17 protein-coding genes, 1 tRNA gene and 1 pseudogene are annotated in these 19,917 nt (G+C 55.8%); 8 read left to right on the top strand and 11 right to left on the bottom strand.

What is annotated here, in order from left to right:
- Positions 1–51 precede the first annotated feature (51 nt).
- The 3 genes from AC0TNJ_RS17060 to AC0TNJ_RS17050 are packed head-to-tail and all read left to right on the top strand — an operon-like array spanning position 52 to position 3,341.
- Entirely contained in the window at positions 52–903 is an 852-nt protein-coding gene (locus AC0TNJ_RS17060; protein WP_473771797.1) for a hypothetical protein, read from the top strand.
- The gene (locus AC0TNJ_RS17055; RefSeq protein ID WP_473771796.1) at positions 900–2,348 is read left to right on the top strand and encodes an SMODS domain-containing nucleotidyltransferase; all 1,449 of its coding nucleotides are present in this window, start codon (positions 900–902) and stop codon (positions 2,346–2,348) included. The genes AC0TNJ_RS17060 and AC0TNJ_RS17055 overlap by 4 nt, the downstream gene beginning before the upstream one ends.
- A gap of 42 nt (positions 2,349–2,390) precedes the next feature.
- Positions 2,391–3,341: a DUF6602 domain-containing protein gene (locus AC0TNJ_RS17050; protein WP_473771795.1), complete on the top strand. Its 951-nt coding sequence runs from the start codon at positions 2,391–2,393 to the stop codon at positions 3,339–3,341.
- Positions 3,342–3,377: 36 nt separating this feature from the next.
- Here the strand turns inward: AC0TNJ_RS17050 and AC0TNJ_RS17045 are convergent, their stop codons facing one another.
- The 3 genes and pseudogenes from AC0TNJ_RS17045 to AC0TNJ_RS17035 form a co-directional block, all read right to left on the bottom strand.
- Complete coding sequence (locus tag AC0TNJ_RS17045; protein WP_473771794.1) at positions 3,378–3,713, bottom strand: DUF2958 domain-containing protein; 336 nt, start codon at positions 3,711–3,713, stop codon at positions 3,378–3,380.
- A 1,374-nt stretch (positions 3,714–5,087) separates the two neighbouring features.
- Positions 5,088–5,648, bottom strand: a pseudogene (locus tag AC0TNJ_RS17040) (hypothetical protein); the annotation flags it as partial.
- A gap of 92 nt (positions 5,649–5,740) precedes the next feature.
- Positions 5,741–5,817 (bottom strand) — tRNA-Ile (locus AC0TNJ_RS17035).
- Between the two features lie 351 nt (positions 5,818–6,168).
- Between AC0TNJ_RS17035 and AC0TNJ_RS17030 the strand changes: the two genes are divergently transcribed.
- The gene (locus AC0TNJ_RS17030; protein WP_473771793.1) at positions 6,169–6,924 is read left to right on the top strand and encodes an SIMPL domain-containing protein; all 756 of its coding nucleotides are present in this window, start codon (positions 6,169–6,171) and stop codon (positions 6,922–6,924) included.
- 117 nt (positions 6,925–7,041) lie between these two features.
- Here AC0TNJ_RS17030 and AC0TNJ_RS17025 read toward each other — a convergent pair whose 3' ends face one another.
- Positions 7,042–7,395 (bottom strand): hypothetical protein, encoded by a 354-nt coding sequence (locus tag AC0TNJ_RS17025; protein ID WP_025090513.1) that lies wholly within the window; start codon positions 7,393–7,395, stop codon positions 7,042–7,044.
- A gap of 247 nt (positions 7,396–7,642) precedes the next feature.
- Positions 7,643–8,095, bottom strand: a complete 453-nt coding sequence (locus AC0TNJ_RS17020) for a YcgN family cysteine cluster protein (protein WP_473769626.1) — start codon at positions 8,093–8,095, stop codon at positions 7,643–7,645.
- A gap of 212 nt (positions 8,096–8,307) precedes the next feature.
- Between AC0TNJ_RS17020 and AC0TNJ_RS17015 the strand changes: the two genes are divergently transcribed.
- The gene (locus AC0TNJ_RS17015; protein WP_473769627.1) at positions 8,308–8,568 is read left to right on the top strand and encodes a DUF2798 domain-containing protein; all 261 of its coding nucleotides are present in this window, start codon (positions 8,308–8,310) and stop codon (positions 8,566–8,568) included.
- A 61-nt stretch (positions 8,569–8,629) separates the two neighbouring features.
- Here AC0TNJ_RS17015 and AC0TNJ_RS17010 read toward each other — a convergent pair whose 3' ends face one another.
- A complete protein-coding gene (locus AC0TNJ_RS17010) occupies positions 8,630–8,920 on the bottom strand; it encodes an HlyU family transcriptional regulator (RefSeq protein ID WP_122001240.1) in 291 nt (96 codons plus the stop codon).
- A 51-nt stretch (positions 8,921–8,971) separates the two neighbouring features.
- Positions 8,972–10,990: an RNA polymerase sigma factor RpoD gene (gene rpoD / locus AC0TNJ_RS17005; protein WP_122001241.1), complete on the bottom strand. Its 2,019-nt coding sequence runs from the start codon at positions 10,988–10,990 to the stop codon at positions 8,972–8,974.
- 124 nt (positions 10,991–11,114) lie between these two features.
- On the opposite strand from rpoD, the gene AC0TNJ_RS17000 reads away from it, so the two are divergent.
- Entirely contained in the window at positions 11,115–11,444 is a 330-nt protein-coding gene (locus AC0TNJ_RS17000) for a hypothetical protein (RefSeq protein ID WP_473771792.1), read from the top strand.
- Between the two features lie 14 nt (positions 11,445–11,458).
- On the opposite strand, the gene dnaG is transcribed toward AC0TNJ_RS17000, so the two are convergent.
- Positions 11,459–13,429, bottom strand: coding sequence for a DNA primase (gene dnaG, locus AC0TNJ_RS16995; protein ID WP_473771791.1), 1,971 nt, complete (start codon positions 13,427–13,429; stop codon positions 11,459–11,461).
- 308 nt (positions 13,430–13,737) lie between these two features.
- On the opposite strand from dnaG, the gene AC0TNJ_RS16990 reads away from it, so the two are divergent.
- Positions 13,738–15,414, top strand: a complete 1,677-nt coding sequence (locus AC0TNJ_RS16990) for a Na/Pi cotransporter family protein (protein ID WP_473771790.1) — start codon at positions 13,738–13,740, stop codon at positions 15,412–15,414.
- Between the two features lie 53 nt (positions 15,415–15,467).
- Here the strand turns inward: AC0TNJ_RS16990 and AC0TNJ_RS16985 are convergent, their stop codons facing one another.
- Positions 15,468–16,025, bottom strand: a complete 558-nt coding sequence (locus tag AC0TNJ_RS16985; RefSeq protein WP_473771789.1) for a cysteine hydrolase family protein — start codon at positions 16,023–16,025, stop codon at positions 15,468–15,470.
- Between the two features lie 106 nt (positions 16,026–16,131).
- Positions 16,132–16,584 carry a GatB/YqeY domain-containing protein gene (locus AC0TNJ_RS16980; protein ID WP_473769632.1) on the bottom strand — a complete coding sequence of 151 codons (453 nt, stop codon included), beginning with the start codon at positions 16,582–16,584 and terminating at the stop codon, positions 16,132–16,134.
- A 435-nt stretch (positions 16,585–17,019) separates the two neighbouring features.
- Here AC0TNJ_RS16980 and carA point away from each other — a divergent pair, with 435 nt between their 5' ends.
- Positions 17,020–18,243, top strand: a complete 1,224-nt coding sequence (carA, locus tag AC0TNJ_RS16975; protein ID WP_122001245.1) for a glutamine-hydrolyzing carbamoyl-phosphate synthase small subunit — start codon at positions 17,020–17,022, stop codon at positions 18,241–18,243.
- A 68-nt stretch (positions 18,244–18,311) separates the two neighbouring features.
- Here carA and AC0TNJ_RS16970 read toward each other — a convergent pair whose 3' ends face one another.
- Complete coding sequence (locus tag AC0TNJ_RS16970) at positions 18,312–19,550, bottom strand: TCR/Tet family MFS transporter (protein ID WP_473771788.1); 1,239 nt, start codon at positions 19,548–19,550, stop codon at positions 18,312–18,314.
- Positions 19,551–19,917: the final 367 nt, after the last annotated feature.

Raw genomic sequence — 19,917 nt, 5'->3', positions numbered from 1 at the left:
CCTTCCTCGAGTCGATCACGACTAGCTCAGGGCAAAAGTATTGGGGCAAACATGTCTTTAAATCAGGATGTTCTTGTCGGCTATCTCCGATCAGAGTTTGGTCGTACAGCGAAGCTTCGCGTTTGGCTTTTCATCATTCAGTTGCTGGTCGCCGTTCCCGGAGCGGTGGCAGTCGTGGTGGTGGACGTCACCACGACATACGTTTTGGCGGTTTCCGGAGCTTTTTTGCTCACAATGTGGTGGGGATTTAATTTTTTTTACCAGCGAGGAAGGGCGGCCGCCCAAGCTGCAAGGCGGGCGGCAACGCTCATTGGCGGATTAGGACGAAATATCTCAGCCAACGAGATATCGTCGCTGAGAGATAAGATGACCGTCTCACTAGAGACCGCCCAAGCCAATGCAAAGGGCGACTACTATGCGACTAAGCTACCCCATGGATCAGCCCGCTTAGGCGAAATGATCGAGGAGTCCGCGTTCTACAGTGCGGAGCTGCAAAAGATAAGCGCGAATGTCATGCTGCTTCTCATGGGGCTATTCGCTTTGATGTTCGCTATAATCGCATTCTCCGCGTTTCCATTTGTAGAAAAAGGAAACGTGATAACCATCCTGAGAATCGTATTAGCAATTTTCGTCTTTGTAATGTCTTCGGACGTCATCGGTGCTTGGGCGCTTCATAGATCGGCTACCAATAGTCTGAACGACATTAAATCTCGACTGAAAGTCGCTCGTATTGCGGGATTTCCCGACACAGACGTCATGCTCATAATGGCCGATTACAACAGCGCAATAGAGGCTGCCCCAGAAAGCGTTCCTTATGCATATTCATGCCGCGAAGAATCTCTGAATGCTCGTTGGAAGCAATATCAAATAGATAACAATAATTCTGGGGCAGATGAACAATGAAACATTTAAAGCTTTTTGATGATTTTTTACGCGACACCGTCAATCTCAACACAACGCGTATCGAAAGCCTCGAAAGCAGTGTTGATGCGATTAAGAATTTCATTGAGGCATCGGATTGGGCACCTAATATCCGTGAATGGATGGCTCAAGGCTCATGGGCACATAAAACAATCATAAAGCCTGTTGATGCGGGCGAATTCGACGCTGATTTGATTGTCTTCGTAGATCCGGTGGATGGCTGGACAGCCAAGGACTACTTAAACAATCTCTATCTAGAGTTCCGAGGAAGCCCTGTTTATCAAAACAAGGTTCGGCGTTGGTCGCACTGTGTGACTATTACATACGCAAACGAAAAGAAGATCGATATTGCCCCCTGCATTATGAATCGCAGTTGGAATGGTTCTCTCGAAGTTTGCAATCGCGATAGCGATGAATACGAACATTCCGAGCCAAAACAATACACAGATTGGCTTGTTGAACGAAACACTTGGTCGGGAGCAAATAGTTTTCGAAAGGTCACCCGTTTAATTAAGTACCTTCGAGACATAAAGACTACTTTTACGTGCTCATCGATACTGCTTACAACGATGTTAGGCTATCGTATGAGTTCAATTGATCGCTACGGAAGCGATTTTGTAGATACTCCAACGGCACTGAAAACAATCTTCTCGCGATGGGATAATTGGCTTGCTAATAATTATAACAAGCCGAGGGTCAGCAATCCGTTCGTGGATTGCGATTTTGCTAGCGAGTTGACTGACGTTCAATACGACAATCTAAAAAAGATGGTCTCGAAGTACCGGGGATGGATTGACGATGCCTACGCCGAGACTGATCGGAATGAGAGTATCGCAAAATGGCGTCGCGTTTTTGGGGACGACTTTGCTAAGGACGAGGTGATTGAAGAGGCGAAATCCGTTAGCAAGAACGCAGTCCTTCTTCTAAAAGAAGCTCGGAACTTGGCAATTGATGCAACGGCGGACCTTGTTAGCCTAGTAAAACGCTTCGGTGGAGCTGCGCTACCATCCGGCTTCAACAATTTGCCTCATATGAAACGCCCAACATGGCGGGTCGCGACGAACACCAATATTTCGGTGCAGGTGAAAGCAGAATTATATCAATCAAAAGGCTACAACAAGCTTTACGATATCCAGTCGCTGCAACCTTTGCCACCAAATAACTGGATTAGATTCCGAGCTACCGCCTTAAATGGCTTTCCTTTTCCAAAGGATGATTATGAGGTTCACTGGCGGATAACCAATACGGATCAAGAGGCATACCGAGCGAACTGCCTTCGCGGTGGATTTGAACGATCTGACACGCACGGGGAAAAGTGGGAGCAGCTAGCCTATCGTGGTGTTCATCCTGTCGAAGCTTTCGTCTTGAGGAAACGGGATAATAATCTGGTTGCCAAGAGCGCGCCGTTCTATGTGACAATCGAATAGTTTGTCGCTGCTTCAATTAGGTTTTATGATTTGGTGAATAGAATGGACCTCAAGTTTCTTTTCCAACGGCAGCAGCGTCTTCTTGAGCTAGAGTTAGAGATAGCTCGTGAAAGATTTAAGCACTATGGTTTAAGAGGCAATGCAGTAGAGATTGCAGTTCGTAACTTCCTTGAAAACCATCTTCCTCGATCTTTGACTGCTGGCACCGGAGAGGTCGTGGCGTTGCACGGCGATACGCATGACAGAACCTCTGGCCAAATCGATATCGTAGTAAGCAATGCTCAGCAGCCGTTTATGGGGCCGCGTGACACGCCTACAACATTCTTTATCGAAGGGGTTCATGTAGCAGGTGAAGTCAAAACGTCATTGAATCGTTCGATATTGCAGGGCGAATTTACGAAAGCACGGCGGTTTCGCGCCTTACGTGCGCGAAATCTTTCTCGCTTGGTGGCTGTTCCAAAACCTGACAACTGGCTGAGCTATTACGTTTTTTACCGACCTTATTTCTTGCTAGGATTGGAAACTCCAGCCAACTGGCGAGTTATCCTGCTAGAGTTGATGGAGTACATTGAAAAGCATCGAGCCATTCCGTTAGATAGCATTTTCATGCTTGATCAGGATGTTGTAATACTTGTATCCCCCTATCTTGATTACCCGATGTCTAAACAAACAGGCATTCCATTCAAGCACTTTATTGATGGTAAGGAGAATTTAGGTTCTATTCATATATTTAATACTGACGCACCTCTGGCTTTTTTTATGGCTTGGATTGCTACTTTCAGAAGCAGTTTCTTCGATGATGAGAACCCGTTGGCATTTTACCTTCAAGATGTTTTGAGTTCAGTGCCGCCAAAAGAGATAACTATTTCAGAAAGCATTGCCAACACTGAGGGATTCATTAAATTGGCCGAGGAAGGCGATGCACTGAAAGCGCTCATCGACGCCTTGCGATTAGATTTTCCAGTTCGAAGTGAAACAGAGCCAAGAACATAGAAAAATTACATTCGCTAGGCCAAATAAGGGGATCGCCTAAGCGACGATCCGGCCCTTGCTGCGGGCGTCTGCCGCGTATTGCGACAGGGGCTTGTCTGCGCGGAAGTGCCTATCGCGCTCGACAAGCAGGCGGAGAGGGCCGCGCAAGGCTGAGATTTCGGAAAGCGAGGCATAGCCGAGTTCTGGCGTACCCTGTCCGAGATCGCAAAGACCGAAAAGCGTATCTTCGTCGGCTGCGAGTTCCGAAAACAACCAGGTTGCCTGAGCGTCGGGGGTGAAGAACTTTACGACTGGCTTGTGATCGACCTCGCCGCGTTCGGAAATATCTGCATTGCGACGAAGGTGGGTGCGGATTTCACGGGTGAGCAACATTGCTTGGCCTCCTGTCGGTCGCGGGATTGCGACCGTTCTGGAAGCCATGAACATCGGCAGAGTGGAGCTAGCTGGGTGACGTCAGGAACGCTTGCGCTTGCCCATAAGCGTAGCGACACGACCGATGTAGGCAGCAAAAGAACGGTGTATCAGGACTTGTGACCGACCTGGAAGGCCATGCACTGCATGCCCTAGCCCATCCGCCCTACTTTGCAATGCAATTCGGAGAGCAAATGAGCGGAATGATAAGCCAGTGGGCTATTTCTTCACAAAGCCCGAAAAATCGACTCCTTTTGGCAATGGAATGGCTTCGATTTTCGCAATCTCGTCGCTTTGGAGGACAGGGAAACCGTAGTTGTCGCCCACACTGGTAGGCTTGTGGCCGCATTGCCGATCCGCAATAAGCTTGCCCGTGTCGCCTTCGATATTGACGCGTAGCCAGTGCTTGGCGTTGTGTCGCAAACTGTGGAAGACATGCTTGTATTCCGAATGGATGCCCAGATTCTGCATCCACGTGCTCATTTGTTTGCCCGCTGCGCCTGCGGGGTCTTTGGCCTTATGAAACTCTCCGAAAACCCAGACACGGCGTTGCTTCGCCCATTTGACGAATCCACATTCAATCAAAAATGGATGAAGTGCGACAATACGAGGAGAGGTCTCTGTTTTCAGTTCACGACCAACTTCCTTACGGTCGATAACCAGCGGAAGACGAAGGTCTATGACTGTGTGACCGTCGATTTCCACGATGTCTTTTGGCTGGAGATAGACCAGTTCGCCAAGCCGCATGCCAGTCAAAAGACCGACTAGCGGGAGGTACTTTTTGAAATCGTCGCGAGGATAAAGCTCAGCTGCCGACTGCATCCAAATGCTTTGAGCTTTGACGGGCAGGCCTTCCCGCACGATGGCTTTTCGAGTGCCAGAAGGCTTCGTAATCTTGAGCGATTTGAGATTGCGGACACCTTCGACGTCTGCGGTCGCCTTTTCCCACAAATTACCGATCTCTTCGCAAAGGTTCTTAACAGTCGATTCGCTGAGCGTGTCGATTGGCTTGGGTCGCGCCTTGTTGGTCGCACCCATTTCGCGAAGGGTAAGCCCCTTCAAAAACCCATGCTTTGTGCGGTTTTTGGAGACTTTCGCCATGACATTGGCGAAATCCTGCATATGGGCGGGGACGTAATATTTAAGGGGTTTGTCGCCGTTTACGTCGATAAATGCCGCAAGCGCATGCTCAAGCCGTTCCTGATAGCGGTCGCCGCCGCTACCGACATCGCCCCTCGCCTCCCTGCGAAGATCAAGGATGATCTTGCCAGCCACGCTAAGCAAGGTTTCTGCTGTGATAGTGCGTTCGTCCTCATGTTCGCACCTCTCGACTAGTGCCACCCTGGTCACTGGCGCGGGCGGTGTTGCTGGCGGGACCAAATTAGCCTGAATGGAGGCGACGGCAGAAAGCGCATGCGCATATGCCGCCCGTTCTGCTGTCAGTGCTGCGGCATCGGTCTGGAGAGCTTGCCCGACTGCATCTAAGCGGGTGCGTATAGATTTGAGTGTATTTATCTTGGATCGAGCGGCAACCAGCAATTCCCGCTGCTCCTTATAAGCCAAGGGGTCTACCTCTAAGCCGCCCTCTTCCCTCTCCTCCAACTCTTCGAGGCGTTGAAGCGCGTTGCCGAGATCAAAAGTTGCGCCAAGCGTTTGCCGCTTCAACGTTAACAACTCGTCCGCCAACGCTTTAAGGCTTCGGTTTAAAGTGTCCCTATCCATCCCGCTTCTAAATCCTTCCAACGCCAACGCCGCCAGCGTTGTCGCTCGTCGTCTCGCTTCCGTTTTGGAAAGCTGCCCCAGCCAAATTCTGAAATGGCTTGTTCCTAAATCACCCCGATAGGACGGGGGCCGGATTTGGAAGAAATAGCCATTTTGCTTCTGCCAAAGATACATGATTCGGATATCTCCGCGTTCAGGTGCACATTTAGGTGCACAAAACGGAAAATCCGGAGAAAAAGCGCTAATAAAATCAAGAACTTAGGCGATGGTGGGCCCGGAGGGACTCGAACCCCCAACCAAGCGGTTATGAGCCGCCGGCTCTAACCAATTGAGCTACAGGCCCCACGCATCCTTGCCCTACCCTAAAGAAAGCCGGGACACAAGCTGTCAAATGCATCAGTTGCCCTAATGCGCACATATTCAGTTGCGAAGCATGCAACCGGGAGCATGTCTCCGAACGTGGGAACCAGGTTCGGGATAAAGACATGCGACGAAACAAATACTTAGAGCGGCTCCTAGCACTTCCGCTACTTTAACCGGAGGTTGCATTTGGCGCGCAATTCGAATCTGATATCGTCGGCTCCACGCATGAGAGGGAACTTAAGAAATAAATGATTTCAAAGACAAAGCGGCCAGCCCTTCCGGCACGGCCTGCTCTGCCAAAGCTGCCTCAACTTTCTCTACAGGAGATTTTATGAACAACCGCGCTACCACTCTTCTTGCAACCTCCTTTTCTGCAATCATGCTCGCAGGCGCGCTGACGCTGCCGGCTCTGGCACAGGAGAATCAGATGACGAAGCAGCCTGCGCGTATCGCCGTCACCGGCGAAGGCACCATGACCGCCTCGCCCGACATGGCCATTCTCAATCTCTCCGTGCTGCGCGAGGCGAAGACCGCTCGCGAAGCCATGACCGCCAACAACGAAGCCATGGCGAAAGTACTCGCAGCCATGAAGAAAGCCGGTATTGAAGACCGCGATCTTCAGACCGGCGGCATCAACATCCAGCCGCGCTTTGTCTACCCGGACGACAAGAACGGCCTGAAGGAACCGAGCATCACCGGCTATACGGTTTCGAACAGCCTGACGGTGCGCGTCCGCGATCTGGCCAAGGTCGGCAACGTGCTCGATGAATCCGTCACGCTCGGCGTCAATCAGGGCGGCGATCTGAGCTTCGTCAACGACAACCCGTCCGCCACGATCAATGAAGCGCGCAAGCGGGCCGTTGCCGACGCTATCGCCAAGGCGAAGACGCTTGCCGATGCTGCCGGTGTAGGTATCGGCCGCGTTGTCGAGATCAACGAGCAGAGCCGCCCGCCAATGCCGATGCCGATTGCTCGTGCCCAGTTCAAGACCATGGCCAGCGCAGCGCCGGAAGATGCCGTGCCTGTTGCAGCGGGCGAGAACAGCTATAATGTTTCGGTCAACGTCGTTTTCGAAATCAAGGAATAACGACAACTCATCTGGCAAGAGCAAAGGGGCGCACCAGCGCCCCTTTTCTTTACCTGTCGGCAAAGAAAAGCCCCGGCCTGATTGCTCAGGCCGGGGCTTTTCAAACTCAAACCTGATTTAGCGAATGATCGGGCAGCCGCGTACATTTGCGAATACGACCCCGGCGGGACGACCATGGCGGAAGCCGCGAACCTGAACCGACTTGCCGCGATAGACGACGCGCGCATTGCGGATGCCCATGCGGTTGGCCTTCATCTTGGCGCCTTCAACCGAGCAGGCAGGACCGCGATAAACCGGGCGGCCGTGGCGATGACCACGGTAGTCGACGTTCACGATGGCGGAGCCTGCCGACGTGCTGACAGCGGGAACGGCAACCGGCGATGCAGCGCTGGCCGTAGCTGCCGTCGTGAAGATGGCAGCAACACCAAGAGCGGCGGTTACGACGAACGACTTGAGCGAAATAGCAGACATCTTTGAACCTCTTTCGATTTGTTTCCAGGTCTTGCCTGAGACACCCGAGAAGTAGCCCGCAATAGATGAACAGAATGAAAAACCATCATTCATGTGCCGTTCAGCTTACCGTGAAGCGGAAGGGGCATCTGCACCGAACCCCTATAAAACAAATAAATTCAATATGTTATTCCATTAAAAAAATCGCGCAACTCTGTCCCGGTTGCGGATTAAATTTACGCAATGTTTGAAAAACGCAAGCCGGCCGTCACCGCTCGCCCGGCATCACCATATGGTCGAGATAATCATCGTCGTCTTCCATATCATGATCAAAGGCCGTCACCTTGCCGCGAACCGAGACACCTGCCTCATGCACAGTATCGGGCGATCCCGAAACAAGCGGATGCCACCAGTATAGGTCCGAGCCTTCCGCAACCAGGCGATAAGCGCAGGTCACGGGTAGCCAGTCCACCTCGTCAACGATTTCGGGCGTCAGGAACACGCAGTCCGGCACTGTCTTCTTCCGGTTGGGATAGTCGCGGCACTGGCACGTTTCGGCATTGAGCAGCGTACAGGCGACGCTGGTCCAATAGATCTCGTCGGTGTCCTCGTCCTGCAATTTATGCAGGCAGCATTGGCCGCACCCGTCACACAGACTCTCCCACTCGCTGCGGGTAAGCTGGTTCAGGGTCTTGGTACGCCAGAATGGTTTGTTGTTCATGATGCAGCGTATAATGGAATTGTGTCGGGAATGGCATGGACAAATCGCCGCCATTCAGAACAGTTGAAATCGATTCCTGATTAGGTTACTCATCCGGCGTCATCATCATGACCGTAAGCGTCTTACGTCAGGCAACGCATCAATCCCGCCGGGAACGGCAATTCGCTTTGATGTTTCGTTGCGCCTTCCCGGCATAATAATCAGGATTATACATGTCTCAGTTTGAATGCGCACGCCGCAGAAAGCTGCCCGCGCGCTATGCATCCATTGTGATGCCTTTCATCCTCTCGATCATGATGACATTCATCGTGTCGCTGATCGCGACTGCCAAGAGCCTTGGTCTTACCCATCCCGACCTCGCATCAAGCTGGATGGGCGCCTGGGGCCTTTCCTGGGTGGTGGCTTTTCCGGTGCTCCTCGCCATTCTGCCCATCGTGCGCAGACTGGTCGCCATCGTGTGCCACTCGCACTGAACTTGAAACAAAAAAGCCGCGCATTTTACGTGCGCGGCTTTTTTGATCTTCTTGCAGGCGGTCAGCGAAAAATAGCTTCGCCTTGCTCATCCACGATCTGCCGTCCCTTGTTCAGCGCAATGCTGGCGGCATCTTCGATACCGGGGCAACGGTCGGCGCGGACAAAGCGATATTCCTTCACTTCGCCATCGATTGCCTTGGAAATGACGCCGCAGACCTGATACTGCCCACCCTCGCTATAGGGCGTGGCAATGATCAAAAAGTCCTTGTGCTCAAGGCGACCAGCCTCTTTCGGCTCCGCTGGCGTTTCGGAGGCGGAGCCTCCACCAAAAAGACGCTTCAAAAAGGACATATCGCCTCCCCTTCCCGTATCGTTTAGCTGTCCAGGCCTAGATGTTCAGGCCTAGCTATCCAGGAACGAACGCAGCTTACGCGAACGGCTCGGATGCTTCAGCTTGCGCAGTGCCTTGGCTTCGATCTGGCGGATACGTTCGCGGGTGACCGAGAACTGCTGGCCGACTTCTTCCAGCGTGTGGTCGGTGTTCATGCCGATGCCGAAACGCATGCGCAGAACACGTTCTTCACGCGGGGTCAGCGAAGCCAGAACACGGGTCGTCGTATCGCGCAGATTGGCCTGAATGGCGGCATCGATTGGCAGAAGCGCGTTCTTGTCCTCGATGAAATCGCCCAGATGTGAATCTTCCTCGTCGCCGACCGGCGTTTCGAGCGAGATCGGTTCCTTGGCGATTTTCAGCACCTTGCGTACTTTTTCCAGCGGCATGGCGAGCTTTTCAGCCAGTTCTTCCGGCGTCGGCTCACGACCGATTTCATGCAGCATCTGGCGCGATGTACGAACGATCTTGTTGATCGTTTCGATCATGTGCACCGGAATGCGGATGGTGCGCGCCTGATCGGCAATCGAGCGGGTGATCGCCTGACGAATCCACCAGGTCGCGTAGGTCGAGAACTTGTAGCCGCGGCGATACTCGAACTTGTCGACAGCCTTCATCAGGCCGATATTGCCTTCCTGAATGAGATCGAGGAACTGCAAGCCACGGTTCGTGTACTTCTTGGCAATCGAGATGACGAGACGAAGGTTGGCTTCCACCATTTCCTTCTTGGCGATGGTTGCTTCGCGTTCGCCTTTCTGCACCTGATTGACGATGCGGCGGAATTCACCGATGGAGATCGCGGTTTCGGTCGCCAGCATCTGGATTTCCGAACGCAAGCGGTCGATGGTGCGTTCTTCCTTGGCCGCGAATTCCTTCCAGCCGCGCGCCGAAAGCGTGCTGACGCGCTCGACCCATTTCGGGTCCAGTTCGTGGCCCTGATATTCCTTCAGGAACTCCTCGCGGCGCACGCCGAAGGATTCGGCCAGACGCAGCAGCTTGCCTTCGTTCTGCACCAGACGCTTGTTGATGTCGTAAAGCTGTTCGACAAGCTGTTCGATACGGTTCTGGTTCAGCGACAGCGATTTCACCGCCTTGATGAGCTGATCCTTGAGTTCCTTGTAGCGGCGCTCCTGGCTTGACGACAGTTCGCCGGTCGCGGCCAGACGGCCCTCGACCTGCTGATCCTGCAGCTTGCGCAGCTTCTTGTAGGTGTCGGCGATGAGATCGAGCGTTTCCATGACCTGCGGACGCAGTTCGGCTTCCATGGCCGCCAGCGACAGGTTGGCTTCGTCCTCGTCTTCTTCTTCCTCTTCAACCGGCATGTCGCCGCCGACATTGGTAATGTCGTCGTCGTCACGCGAGCGGCGCTGAGGCTTGTCATCGCGGGACTTGTCCTCTTCCACGCGCTCGATCACCGGAGCCTGCTTGGCTTCCGGACCGGCATAGGTGGTTTCGAGGTCAATGATTTCGCGCAGCAGGATGTTGGAGTCATTCAGCTGGTCGCGCCAGATGATGATCGCCTGGAAGGTCAGCGGGCTTTCGCAAAGCCCTGCGATCATGGTTTCACGACCGGCCTCGATGCGCTTTGCAATCGCGATTTCACCTTCACGCGACAGAAGCTCGACCGATCCCATTTCGCGCAGATACATGCGCACCGGATCGTCGGTACGGTCGGTCGGCTCTTTCTTGGTCGTGGTGGTGGCAACAGCCGTGCCGCCGGATTCGACCAGATCGCCGCCCTCTTCCGAGTCGTCGTCGCTGTTGTCTTCGCGGTCGTTGTCCTGCTCGTCGTCTTCAACGACGTTGATGCCCATGTCTGACAGCATCGACATCGTGTCTTCGATCTGTTCGGATGTCACTTCCTCGGAAGGCAGCACGGCGTTCAGCTCGTCCATCGTGACGTAGCCGCGCTTCTTCGCGAGTTTGATCATCTTCTTGACAGCATCGTCAGAAAGGTCGAGAAGCGGACCGTCGGCAGCACCTTCGCGCTCGACTTCGGCTTCTTCGTTTTCCTTAACCTTCGTTGCCATATGTTCTTCTCCAGGCGACCCCGGTCGCTTCTAAGATATATAGAGTTCTCGGACAGTTTTGCGAGGCCGCAATCCGTCAGTTGATTCTGCGAGTAGCCGATTTCCTGTTAATGGCGGATTAACCTTGCCTTCGGTATCGGGCTTCTTCATCTCCGATTTCTTGTGGGCAGATCGGGCGGTCAACCGGACAATACCGATTTTCCGGGCCGCTTTTTCGGGCCACTTCCCGGCCCGTACCCAGCTTGCTGCCTTGCAGCCTCGGATATCACCGGTTTCTGTTCTTTTCCTTGTTCGAACTGTCGTGATTCCGTCATTTACGCCATACGTCAAGAGCGACTCACCTGATTCGCGCTTAAAAAGCGAATCATTTTGTTGTCACGGCCTTTCCGTCAGCCAGATAGAGCACGATTTTCGGATCGCAACCCCGCATTTCCGGCTGTTCTGGCAAGTCTGATTCGTGAAACCGAATCAGAAGCCGCCGGGCGGACGTCCCGAAGACAGGCCGAAACCGTCAATCAGGGCTTCTGTCGCGTCAGCTTTCAAAATCTGATTTTGTATATCCCTGAGACGCGCGAACAACTCGCCAGTTTCATCTGTTTCAAGCGCGGCTTCAACGGCTCGCAGCTCCTTATGTAGTGTGCGCGCCCGCTGATGCAAGTGAAGCGCCTGCCGAAGCGCTTCCCGCGCATCGTCTTCCGCAGCCAGTGCGGTTGCGGTCCAGAGCTTCGCGCCCTTCACCACAAGTTCGAGCATTTCGATCTGTTCGCCATGCCCGGCATTGACCAGCGCTCGCCGCATCGCATGACCATCTTCCATGTGTCCGGCGGCCAGCACATCCAGCATGGCCAGATGCAGCGACTTCAACGCTTCATGCCCCAGATCGAGCGCTGCCACCGTCTCGAAATCCTCTTCGATCAGACGCGGATGGTTGAGAAGCGTCAGCACGATTGCGGTTTCGCGCAAGGGCGCATGCGATCCCGCCCCCGGCCTGCCGCCCTTTACCAGCGTGGAACGCACCAGACTGTCGGAAATCGCAAGACGACCGCTGCCACCGGCCGGTCCGCCGCGCCCGCGTCCGCCATCGTTCCTGCGGTTGAAAGACGAATTGCGCTGCCCTCCGCCCTGATATCCCTGACGTCCCTGTCCGAAGAAAGCCTGCGCCCGGTCGCGCATATCCTGGCTGTAATGGCGGCGAATATCCTCATTGGCGATGCGGCTGGTAATCTCGCGCAGCCGCGCTTCAAGCTCGGCTCGGCGTTCCGGCGTATCGAAGACACCGCCCGTCGTTTCCCGCGTCCACACCATGTCGACCAGCGGCCTGGCATCGCGCAGGACCGCGTGGAACGCAGCTGGACCTTCCGCCTTGACGAGATCGTCCGGGTCCTGCCCCTCCGGCAAAAGCGCGAAACGCAGCGACTTGCCGGGCTGCAAAGCGGGCAATCCCAGATCGACGGCGCGATAGGCGGCACGAAGCCCCGCCCCGTCGCCATCGAAGCACAGAACGGGTTCCGGGCTGATGCGCCAGAGAAGTTCAAGCTGTTCTTCCGTCAGCGCCGTGCCCAGCGGAGCCACCGCCTGATGGATACCGGCCTGCGCCAGCGCGATCACATCCATATAGCCTTCGACGGCAATGATGGATTTGGCCGGTTCGCCGCCTTGCGGCTGGCAGGCCTTGCGCGCCCGCAAGCCGTTGTAGAGCACACGGCCCTTGTGAAACAGTTCGGTTTCCGGCGAGTTCAGATATTTGGCAGGCGCATCGGCGGAAAGCGCCCGCCCCCCAAAAGCGATGATGCGCCCGCGCAGATCCTCGATCGGGAACATGACGCGATCGCGAAAACGGTCATAGGAAACGGCAATGCCCTCGCCGTGCACGACAAGACCGCACGCCTCGATCTGCTCGCGCGACACGCCCTTGCCTGCCAGAAATTCCTTCAATGCATTGCGCGATTCCGGCGCATAACCGATGCGGAACGTCTGCTGTGTCGCGGTCGAAAGGCCGCGGTCGCGCAGATAGGCGCGCGCTTTGGCGCCGACTGCGCTTTGCAATTGGCTCTCAAAAAACTGTGCCGCCAGTTCCATGACATCGTAGAGCGTGGCGCGTTGCGCCTCGCGCTTTTCCATTTCCGGGTCCCGCGCGGGCATCGGAACGCCTGCCATGTCGGCAACACGTTCCACCGCTTCCGGAAAACTCAGACCTTCAAGATCGGTCAGAAACTTGAAGTGGTCGCCGGTCACACCGCAACCGAAACAATGATAGCGGCCCTTGCGATCTTCACAGTGAAAGCTCGGCGTCTTCTCGCCGTGAAACGGACAGCAGGCCCAAAAATCGCCCTTTGGCGGATTGCTCTTCTTGCGGTCGAACGATGCGCGCGTTCCTATCAGCGTCGAGATCGGGACGCGGTCTCTGATCTCATCGAGAAAGGATGGCGGAAAACGCATTACAGATTTCACTTTCGGATCAAGCAGCAGGCAGATGATAGTCCATAGCCTATATAGGCTCGCCCGCCTTGACAGTCCATCGCGCCCGCGTGTCCCTCCCCGCTAATCACATGTCGCTGCCAAACAAGCGGATTGTCACAAAACTGTCATATATTCGTCACGACACTATAGGAGGAGATTGCAATTTATTGCGAATAAGCCCATATCTCCTGGATATTTGATTAGCCGGAACATATTTTTTCTTCATTTGTTGCGTTAGCTCAACCAATGTTGGTTTCACCCCACCTCCAACCCGAAGGGATTTTGCCGTGAATGGTTCTTTGGTCCTTTTGCATCTGGCCGGTGCAGTTGCTCTTTTGCTTTGGGCGACACGCATGGTTCGGACCGGGGTGGAGCGTGCCTATGGCGACCGGTTGCGCCGACGCCTGCGCAGCCAGATGCAGAATCCGCTGCTTTCCGTCGCCTTTGGCCTCGCCCTCGCCGTCGCCCTGCAAAGCTCGACAGCGGTCACGCTTCTCGTCGGCTCCTTTGTCGGTTCAGGCATTGTAGGCGGCATCGCGGGCCTCATGGCCGTGCGCGGCGGCGAGCTTGGCTCCGCCCTCGTCGTCAAGATTTTGAGCTACGACCTCACGCTTCTGGTGCCGCTCTGCCTTGTCATCGGCACGGGCATCTTCATGACGACCGAGCGGCGCGACTGGCGCCAAATCGGGCGCATCGTGGTCGGTGTCGGCCTTCTCATCATGTCGCTGGAAATGACCGGACAGGCCACAGAACCGTTGCGGCAAAGCGAATTGCTGCCGGTCATCGTTGACTATCTGTCGGGCGACCCGGTCACCGCCTATCTGCTCGCGGCCCTGATGACATGGCTGTTTCATTCCAGCGTCGCCGCCGTCATCCTGCTTACCACTTTCGCCTCACGCGGCCTGATTCAGCCGGAACTGGCGGTGGTGATGGTGCTTGGCGTCAATCTGGGTTCGTCGATCATCGCCCCGATCCTGACCCGCCATGCGCCGCCTGAAACCCGTGTCGTGCCGCTCGGCAATCTGTTGATGCGCGGCGCGGGATCGCTCATCATGCTGGTGCTTTACCAGACCTTCAAACCGTCGGTCGCCTTCCTCGGCGCCGATCCGGTCTCGCAGGTGGTCAACGCGCATATCCTGTTCAATGTCGTCGTGATGATTGCCGGCATTCCGCTTTCCAGCCTCGTGTTGCGCACCACCGAAACGCTGGTGCATCTCAACGCCGACAAGAATGCATCCGCGCAGCCCTTGGCGGTCGAGGAATATAGCGCGCTCGATACCGCCGTACTCGACCGGCCTTCGCAGGCACTCGCCAATGCGACCCGCGAAGTGGTCGGTGTCTGCGACACGATCGAAGTCATGCTGCGCCGCATCATCGAGCTTTATGAAAAGCCCGATCAGGCACGCATTGACGAACTGGCAGCACTGGACGACCGGGTGGACAAGAAACACGCCGCGATCAAACTCTATCTCACCAGGCTCGCCACGCAGAACCTGACCGATTTTGAGTCACTGCGCATGCAGGAATTGCTCGGTGCCTGCGTCAAGCTCGAGCAGGTGGGCGATATCATCGTGCGCAACATGCTGGTGCATGTTCAAAAGAAGATGGATCACAACCTCGAATTTACCGAGGAAGGCTGGAAGGAACTCAGCCATTTCCACGCCATGGTTCTGGCCAATGCGCATATGGCGTTCAACGTGATTGTTTCGCGCGATGGCCGCACGGCGCGCCAGCTTGTGCAGGAAAAGGACCAGCTGCGCGAACTGGAAAAGCAGACGAGCATGCGCCATTTCACGCGCCTGCGCGAAGGCGCCACCCGCAGCATCGAGACAAGCTCAATCCACCTCGACACGATCCGCGACCTCAAGCAGATCAATTCGCTTCTGGCCTCGATGGCCTACCCCGTGCTTGAGGAACAGGGCCTGCTCAGCGACACGCGCCTCAAGGCCGCCAAGCAGAACTGACAATCGAGTCCCGCGACGGCAGGCCGATACCTGCTGCCGCATGGCCCCAAATCTTAGAACGAAATATCCGCGGCGGGGCGCACCCGCACGCGGGCATTTCCAGCCTTGAAACCATTCAATGTTTCATTGTGATGCGCAACGATATCCGCAAATTGCAGGCTGGCGGTGTCGCCGGTCGTGTGCGCGTCCCCGATCAACGTGACATCGTAACCAAGAGAAACAGCGCGCCGCACTGTGGTGTCGACGCAATATTGCGTCTGGCAGCCACCAATAATGAGGTGCGAGATATTCTGCTGGTCCAGAACGGCTTGCAGGTCCGTTTTATGGAAAGAATCGCAGCTTCGCTTTTCAACGAGAACGTCACCCGGTTTCAAGGCAAGCTCCTCGCGGATTTCCCATCCTGCTGTGCCTTTTTCCAACTCGTCACCGGGACCGCCGTCATGCTGCACCATGATGACCGGAATTCCAGCCTGACGCGCCTTCTCCTGCAAGTCGCGCAGCCGCACAACGATCTCATCAAGGGCCCGGTCGATAGCTGGCTGCCGTTCCGGCGCACCCATTCCGGCCACGATGTCATTTTGAACGTCTATAACAAGCAAAGCTGTTTTCATCAGTCCGCATCCGGTGATTGTTGGGCTTTCGCCATGCATAGCACAAACAAAAGCCCTCGCCAGGGCGAGGGCTAAACAAAGTCAAAAGCCTTCAGGCCTCACGCTTTCACTGCAAAAGCGATTTCACGATGGCGCTGGCCTTGGTGAAATCCATCTTGCCTGCATGACGCTCTTTAAGAACGGCCATGCATTTTCCCATGTCGCGCAGACCCTGAGCGCCAATTTCGGCAATCACATCAGCACAGGCCTGCTTGATCTCATCATCGGTCATCTGCTGCGGCAAAAACTCGGAAATGATCGTGATTTCCTCGCGCTCGGCCTCGGCGAGCTCAAGGCGGCTGCCCTCTTCATAGATGCGCGCGGATTCTTCCCGCTGCTTGACCATCTTGCCGAGGATGCCCAGCAATTCTTCGTCCCCGACCGGGTCCTTGCCAGCGGTGCGGTTGGCGATATCACGGTCCTTGACCGCAGCCAGAACGAGGCGCAGCGTCGACATGCGGCGCTTGTCCTGTGCTTTCAGCGCGGTTGTGAGGGCCTGGGAAATCTCCTGGCGAAGCATAACGTCTCTCCTGACGGTGTTTGTTCTGTGTTGTTCGTTTCCTGCATCTATACAGCAAGCGAATAGATCCGCCGAGCTGTCCGAACCGCCATCCCGCAAAATAATATTACGACGATTATCGCCATTTTTCAGGAAAGCATGATCCCGGACGATTGACCCGGCCTTCAAGTTTCTCTATTGCTCAAGGCTTAGCAGGACATCGGCACGTGCTGGCAGTGGGAGGTTTGAAATCCCCGCTGCCTTTTGGCGCATATATGCCCCTTGACGCTTCATCTTTCAAGCTACCTTACCGGTGGCGGGTTGAAACACGAACGCGTGCCGCATGAAGCATGCCACCCAAAAGCGGAAACCGGTTTTGGGACAGCGGCATGCATGAAGACTGGTAACGAAATAACAGCACACGCTGGCGTGCGCTAACAAGCAGGAGTGCAGACCATGACAGACACCACACCGAAAACAGCACCCTGGACTGTGGAGAAGCGAACCGCCATCCTCGTACTTGCCGATGGAACAGTGATCGAAGGCAAGGGCCTCGGCGCAATCGGTGCCATCGAAGCCGAAGTCGTGTTCAACACGGCGCTGACCGGCTACGAAGAAATCCTGACCGATCCGTCCTATGCCGGGCAGATCGTCACCTTCACCTTCCCGCATATCGGCAATGTCGGCGCCAATGCCGAAGACATTGAAGACCTGACACCGGCCAATCGCCACGGCGCGGTCGGCGCGATCTTCAAGGCCGACATCACGTCGCCGTCGAATTTCCGCGCTACGGAAGATCTGGACACCTGGCTGAAGCATCGCGGCATCATTGCGCTCGCCGGTATCGATACCCGCGCGCTGACCGCGCTCATCCGCGAACGCGGCGCGCAGAACGCGGTCATCGCCCATGATCCGAGCGGCAAGTTCGACCTCGATGCGCTCAAGGCACGCGCCGCCGCATGGAGCGGCCTTGAAAACCTCGATCTCGCCAAGGACGTCACCATTGGCCAGAGCCTTACGTGGAAGGAAACGCCGTGGACGCTCGCCAACAGCTATGGCGAACAGGAAGCCCCGGAATATCACGTGGTGGCGCTCGATTTCGGCGTGAAGCGCAACATCCTGCGCCTGCTCACCGGCCTTGGCGCAAAAGTCACCGTGCTGCCTGCAACAGCGACGGCTGAGGATGTTCTGGCCTACAACCCGGACGGCATCTTCCTGTCCAACGGCCCCGGCGACCCGGCGGCGACCGGCGAATATGCCGTTCCGACCATCAAGAAGCTTGTCGAAACCGGCCTTCCGGTATTCGGCATCTGCCTCGGCCACCAGATGCTGGCGCTGGCGCTCGGCGGACGCACCGAGAAGATGCATCAGGGCCATCACGGCGCCAACCATCCAGTCAAGGACTACACGACCGGCAAGGTCGAGATCGTGTCGATGAACCACGGCTTCGCGGTGGATTCAGATTCGCTGCCGGAAAACGTCGAGGAAACGCATGTGTCGCTCTTCGACGGCACCAATTGCGGCCTGCGCGTGGTCGGCAAGCCGGTCTTCTCGGTGCAGCATCACCCGGAAGCATCGCCCGGCCCGCAGGATTCGCACTATCTGTTCCGCCGCTTCATCAATCTGATCCGCGAACGGAAGGGTGAAGCGCTGCTTCCCGAACGCGAACAGGCAGCGTAAACCCGCCGCGAGTTATCAAAAGAAAAAGGCCGGAGCGAAAAACTCCGGCCTTTCCGTTTTCCCATCCATCAAACCTCTGATGGCTTCGCCGCAGGCGCGGGCCGCACCCGCGCCACCACGATGACCAGCGCCAGAAAGACCAGCCCGGCGCCCACCGCATAGGGCATGCCCGCAAAGACGAACGGCGCATTCTTGCCGGTGAAAATCGCGAAAAGCTGCGTGAAGATGAGCGGACCGATAATGGTTGTAATGCTCGACACGCTGGTCAGCGCGCCCTGCAATTCGCCCTGCGCCGAAGGCGGAACCTTGCCCGCCGCAATGCTTCGCAGCGGCGGATCGGCCAGACCTTCCAGCGCCGTCAGGAAGATGACGGCATAGACCATCCATCCCTCCCATGCGATGGCGTAGCCGATGAGCCCGAGACAGGAGAACAACACGCCGGTGATCGCCGTGCGTCTTTCACCGAGTATCGGCAGAACCCGCGGCAGAACCACCGCCATCACGAAGGCCGCACCGACGCCGAACAGGCCCAGCGACAGGCCGATCTCCGCCTCGCTCCAATTGTAGCGATAGGCGCCCACGAAAGACCAGACCGATGGGTAGACCGCGTGCGCCAGCCAGAACAGGAAGAAGACCAGCACGACCCAGCCGATGCCCGGATAGCTCCGCATCTGCTTGAGCGCACCCAGCGGATTGGCCCGGCCGATCTGGAACGCACGCCGGTTTTCGCGCTTCAACGTTTCCGGCAACAGGAAATAGGCCAGAATGAAGTTGATGAAGGACAGGAACGCCGCACCGTAGAACGGAACGCGCGGGCCGAACTCACCCAGCAAGCCGCCCAGCACCGGGCCAAGCGCAAAGCCGACACCGAAGGCAATGCCGATCAGGCCGAAATTACGCGCACGGTTGCTGTCATCGCTGACATCGGCAATGTAGGCCGAAGCCGTCGCGAAGCTCGCGCCACTGATACCCGCCAGCACACGACCCACAAAGAGCATCCAGTAGGAAGCTGCGAGCGCGCAGATCAGATTGTCGAGCGCGAAAGTGAAGATCGAGGCGAGCAGCACCGGGCGCCGCCCGAAACGGTCGCTCAGATTGCCGATCATCGGTGCGAACAGAAACTGCATCCCGGCATAAACCAGCAAAAGCCAGCCGCCATCCACGGCAGCGGTGCTGATATCCGCGCCGGTCAGTTCTTCAAGAAAAGTCGGCAGAACCGGCATGATGATCGCAATGCCGATAATGTCGAGAAAAAGCGTCATAAAGACGAGTAACAAGCCCCGCCGTACAAACTGGGGATCATGCATGGGACACCTGAAATATGCTCCACGATGGACACGGTGGAACAGTCATAAATTGTGTTGATTGTAGAACTCGCGCGCCATCGTCGCTCAAAACTGAACGTCACGCTTGTAAATCGGAAAAAAGGCCGCGCCGGTGCGAAAGCATTTATCTGGAAAATTATTTCACGACAAGACCGTATTGCAGAATGTCAGCAGTAGTCCTGCCAGAATTGAAAAAGGCGGCCGAAGCCGCCTCAGGCTGCTGACAAACCCCTGGCTATGTCGGGGGTTTTGTGATTCTGTGGGTCATGTTGAAGAAACCCGCCGCCGAACAGACCGCGCTCGAGATGGTGACGCTCGATCAACTGGTCCCGAAAGATCATCTGCTTCG

The organism is Ochrobactrum sp. PL_is483 (assembly GCF_055816855.1).
The sequence above is the reverse complement of the archived record's forward strand: the minus strand, read 5'-3'. Positions and strand labels throughout refer to the sequence as shown.

Excerpts from the sequence above, each read along its gene's own strand:
- AC0TNJ_RS17060 (WP_473771797.1), top strand. The coding sequence starts at position 52 with ATGTCTTTAAATCAGGATGTTCTTGTCGGCTATCTCCGATCAGAGTTT.
- AC0TNJ_RS17055 (WP_473771796.1), top strand. The coding sequence starts at position 900 with ATGAAACATTTAAAGCTTTTTGATGATTTTTTACGCGACACCGTCAAT.
- AC0TNJ_RS17050 (WP_473771795.1), top strand. The coding sequence starts at position 2,391 with ATGGACCTCAAGTTTCTTTTCCAACGGCAGCAGCGTCTTCTTGAGCTA.
- AC0TNJ_RS17045 (WP_473771794.1), bottom strand. The coding sequence starts at position 3,713 with ATGTTGCTCACCCGTGAAATCCGCACCCACCTTCGTCGCAATGCAGAT.
- AC0TNJ_RS17030 (WP_473771793.1), top strand. The coding sequence starts at position 6,169 with ATGAACAACCGCGCTACCACTCTTCTTGCAACCTCCTTTTCTGCAATC.
- AC0TNJ_RS17025 (WP_025090513.1), bottom strand. The coding sequence starts at position 7,395 with ATGTCTGCTATTTCGCTCAAGTCGTTCGTCGTAACCGCCGCTCTTGGT.
- AC0TNJ_RS17020 (WP_473769626.1), bottom strand. The coding sequence starts at position 8,095 with ATGAACAACAAACCATTCTGGCGTACCAAGACCCTGAACCAGCTTACC.
- AC0TNJ_RS17015 (WP_473769627.1), top strand. The coding sequence starts at position 8,308 with ATGTCTCAGTTTGAATGCGCACGCCGCAGAAAGCTGCCCGCGCGCTAT.
- AC0TNJ_RS17010 (WP_122001240.1), bottom strand. The coding sequence starts at position 8,920 with ATGTCCTTTTTGAAGCGTCTTTTTGGTGGAGGCTCCGCCTCCGAAACG.
- rpoD (WP_122001241.1), bottom strand. The coding sequence starts at position 10,990 with ATGGCAACGAAGGTTAAGGAAAACGAAGAAGCCGAAGTCGAGCGCGAA.
- dnaG (WP_473771791.1), bottom strand. The coding sequence starts at position 13,429 with ATGCGTTTTCCGCCATCCTTTCTCGATGAGATCAGAGACCGCGTCCCG.
- AC0TNJ_RS16985 (WP_473771789.1), bottom strand. The coding sequence starts at position 16,025 with ATGAAAACAGCTTTGCTTGTTATAGACGTTCAAAATGACATCGTGGCC.
- AC0TNJ_RS16980 (WP_473769632.1), bottom strand. The coding sequence starts at position 16,584 with ATGCTTCGCCAGGAGATTTCCCAGGCCCTCACAACCGCGCTGAAAGCA.
- carA (WP_122001245.1), top strand. The coding sequence starts at position 17,020 with ATGACAGACACCACACCGAAAACAGCACCCTGGACTGTGGAGAAGCGA.
- AC0TNJ_RS16970 (WP_473771788.1), bottom strand. The coding sequence starts at position 19,550 with ATGCATGATCCCCAGTTTGTACGGCGGGGCTTGTTACTCGTCTTTATG.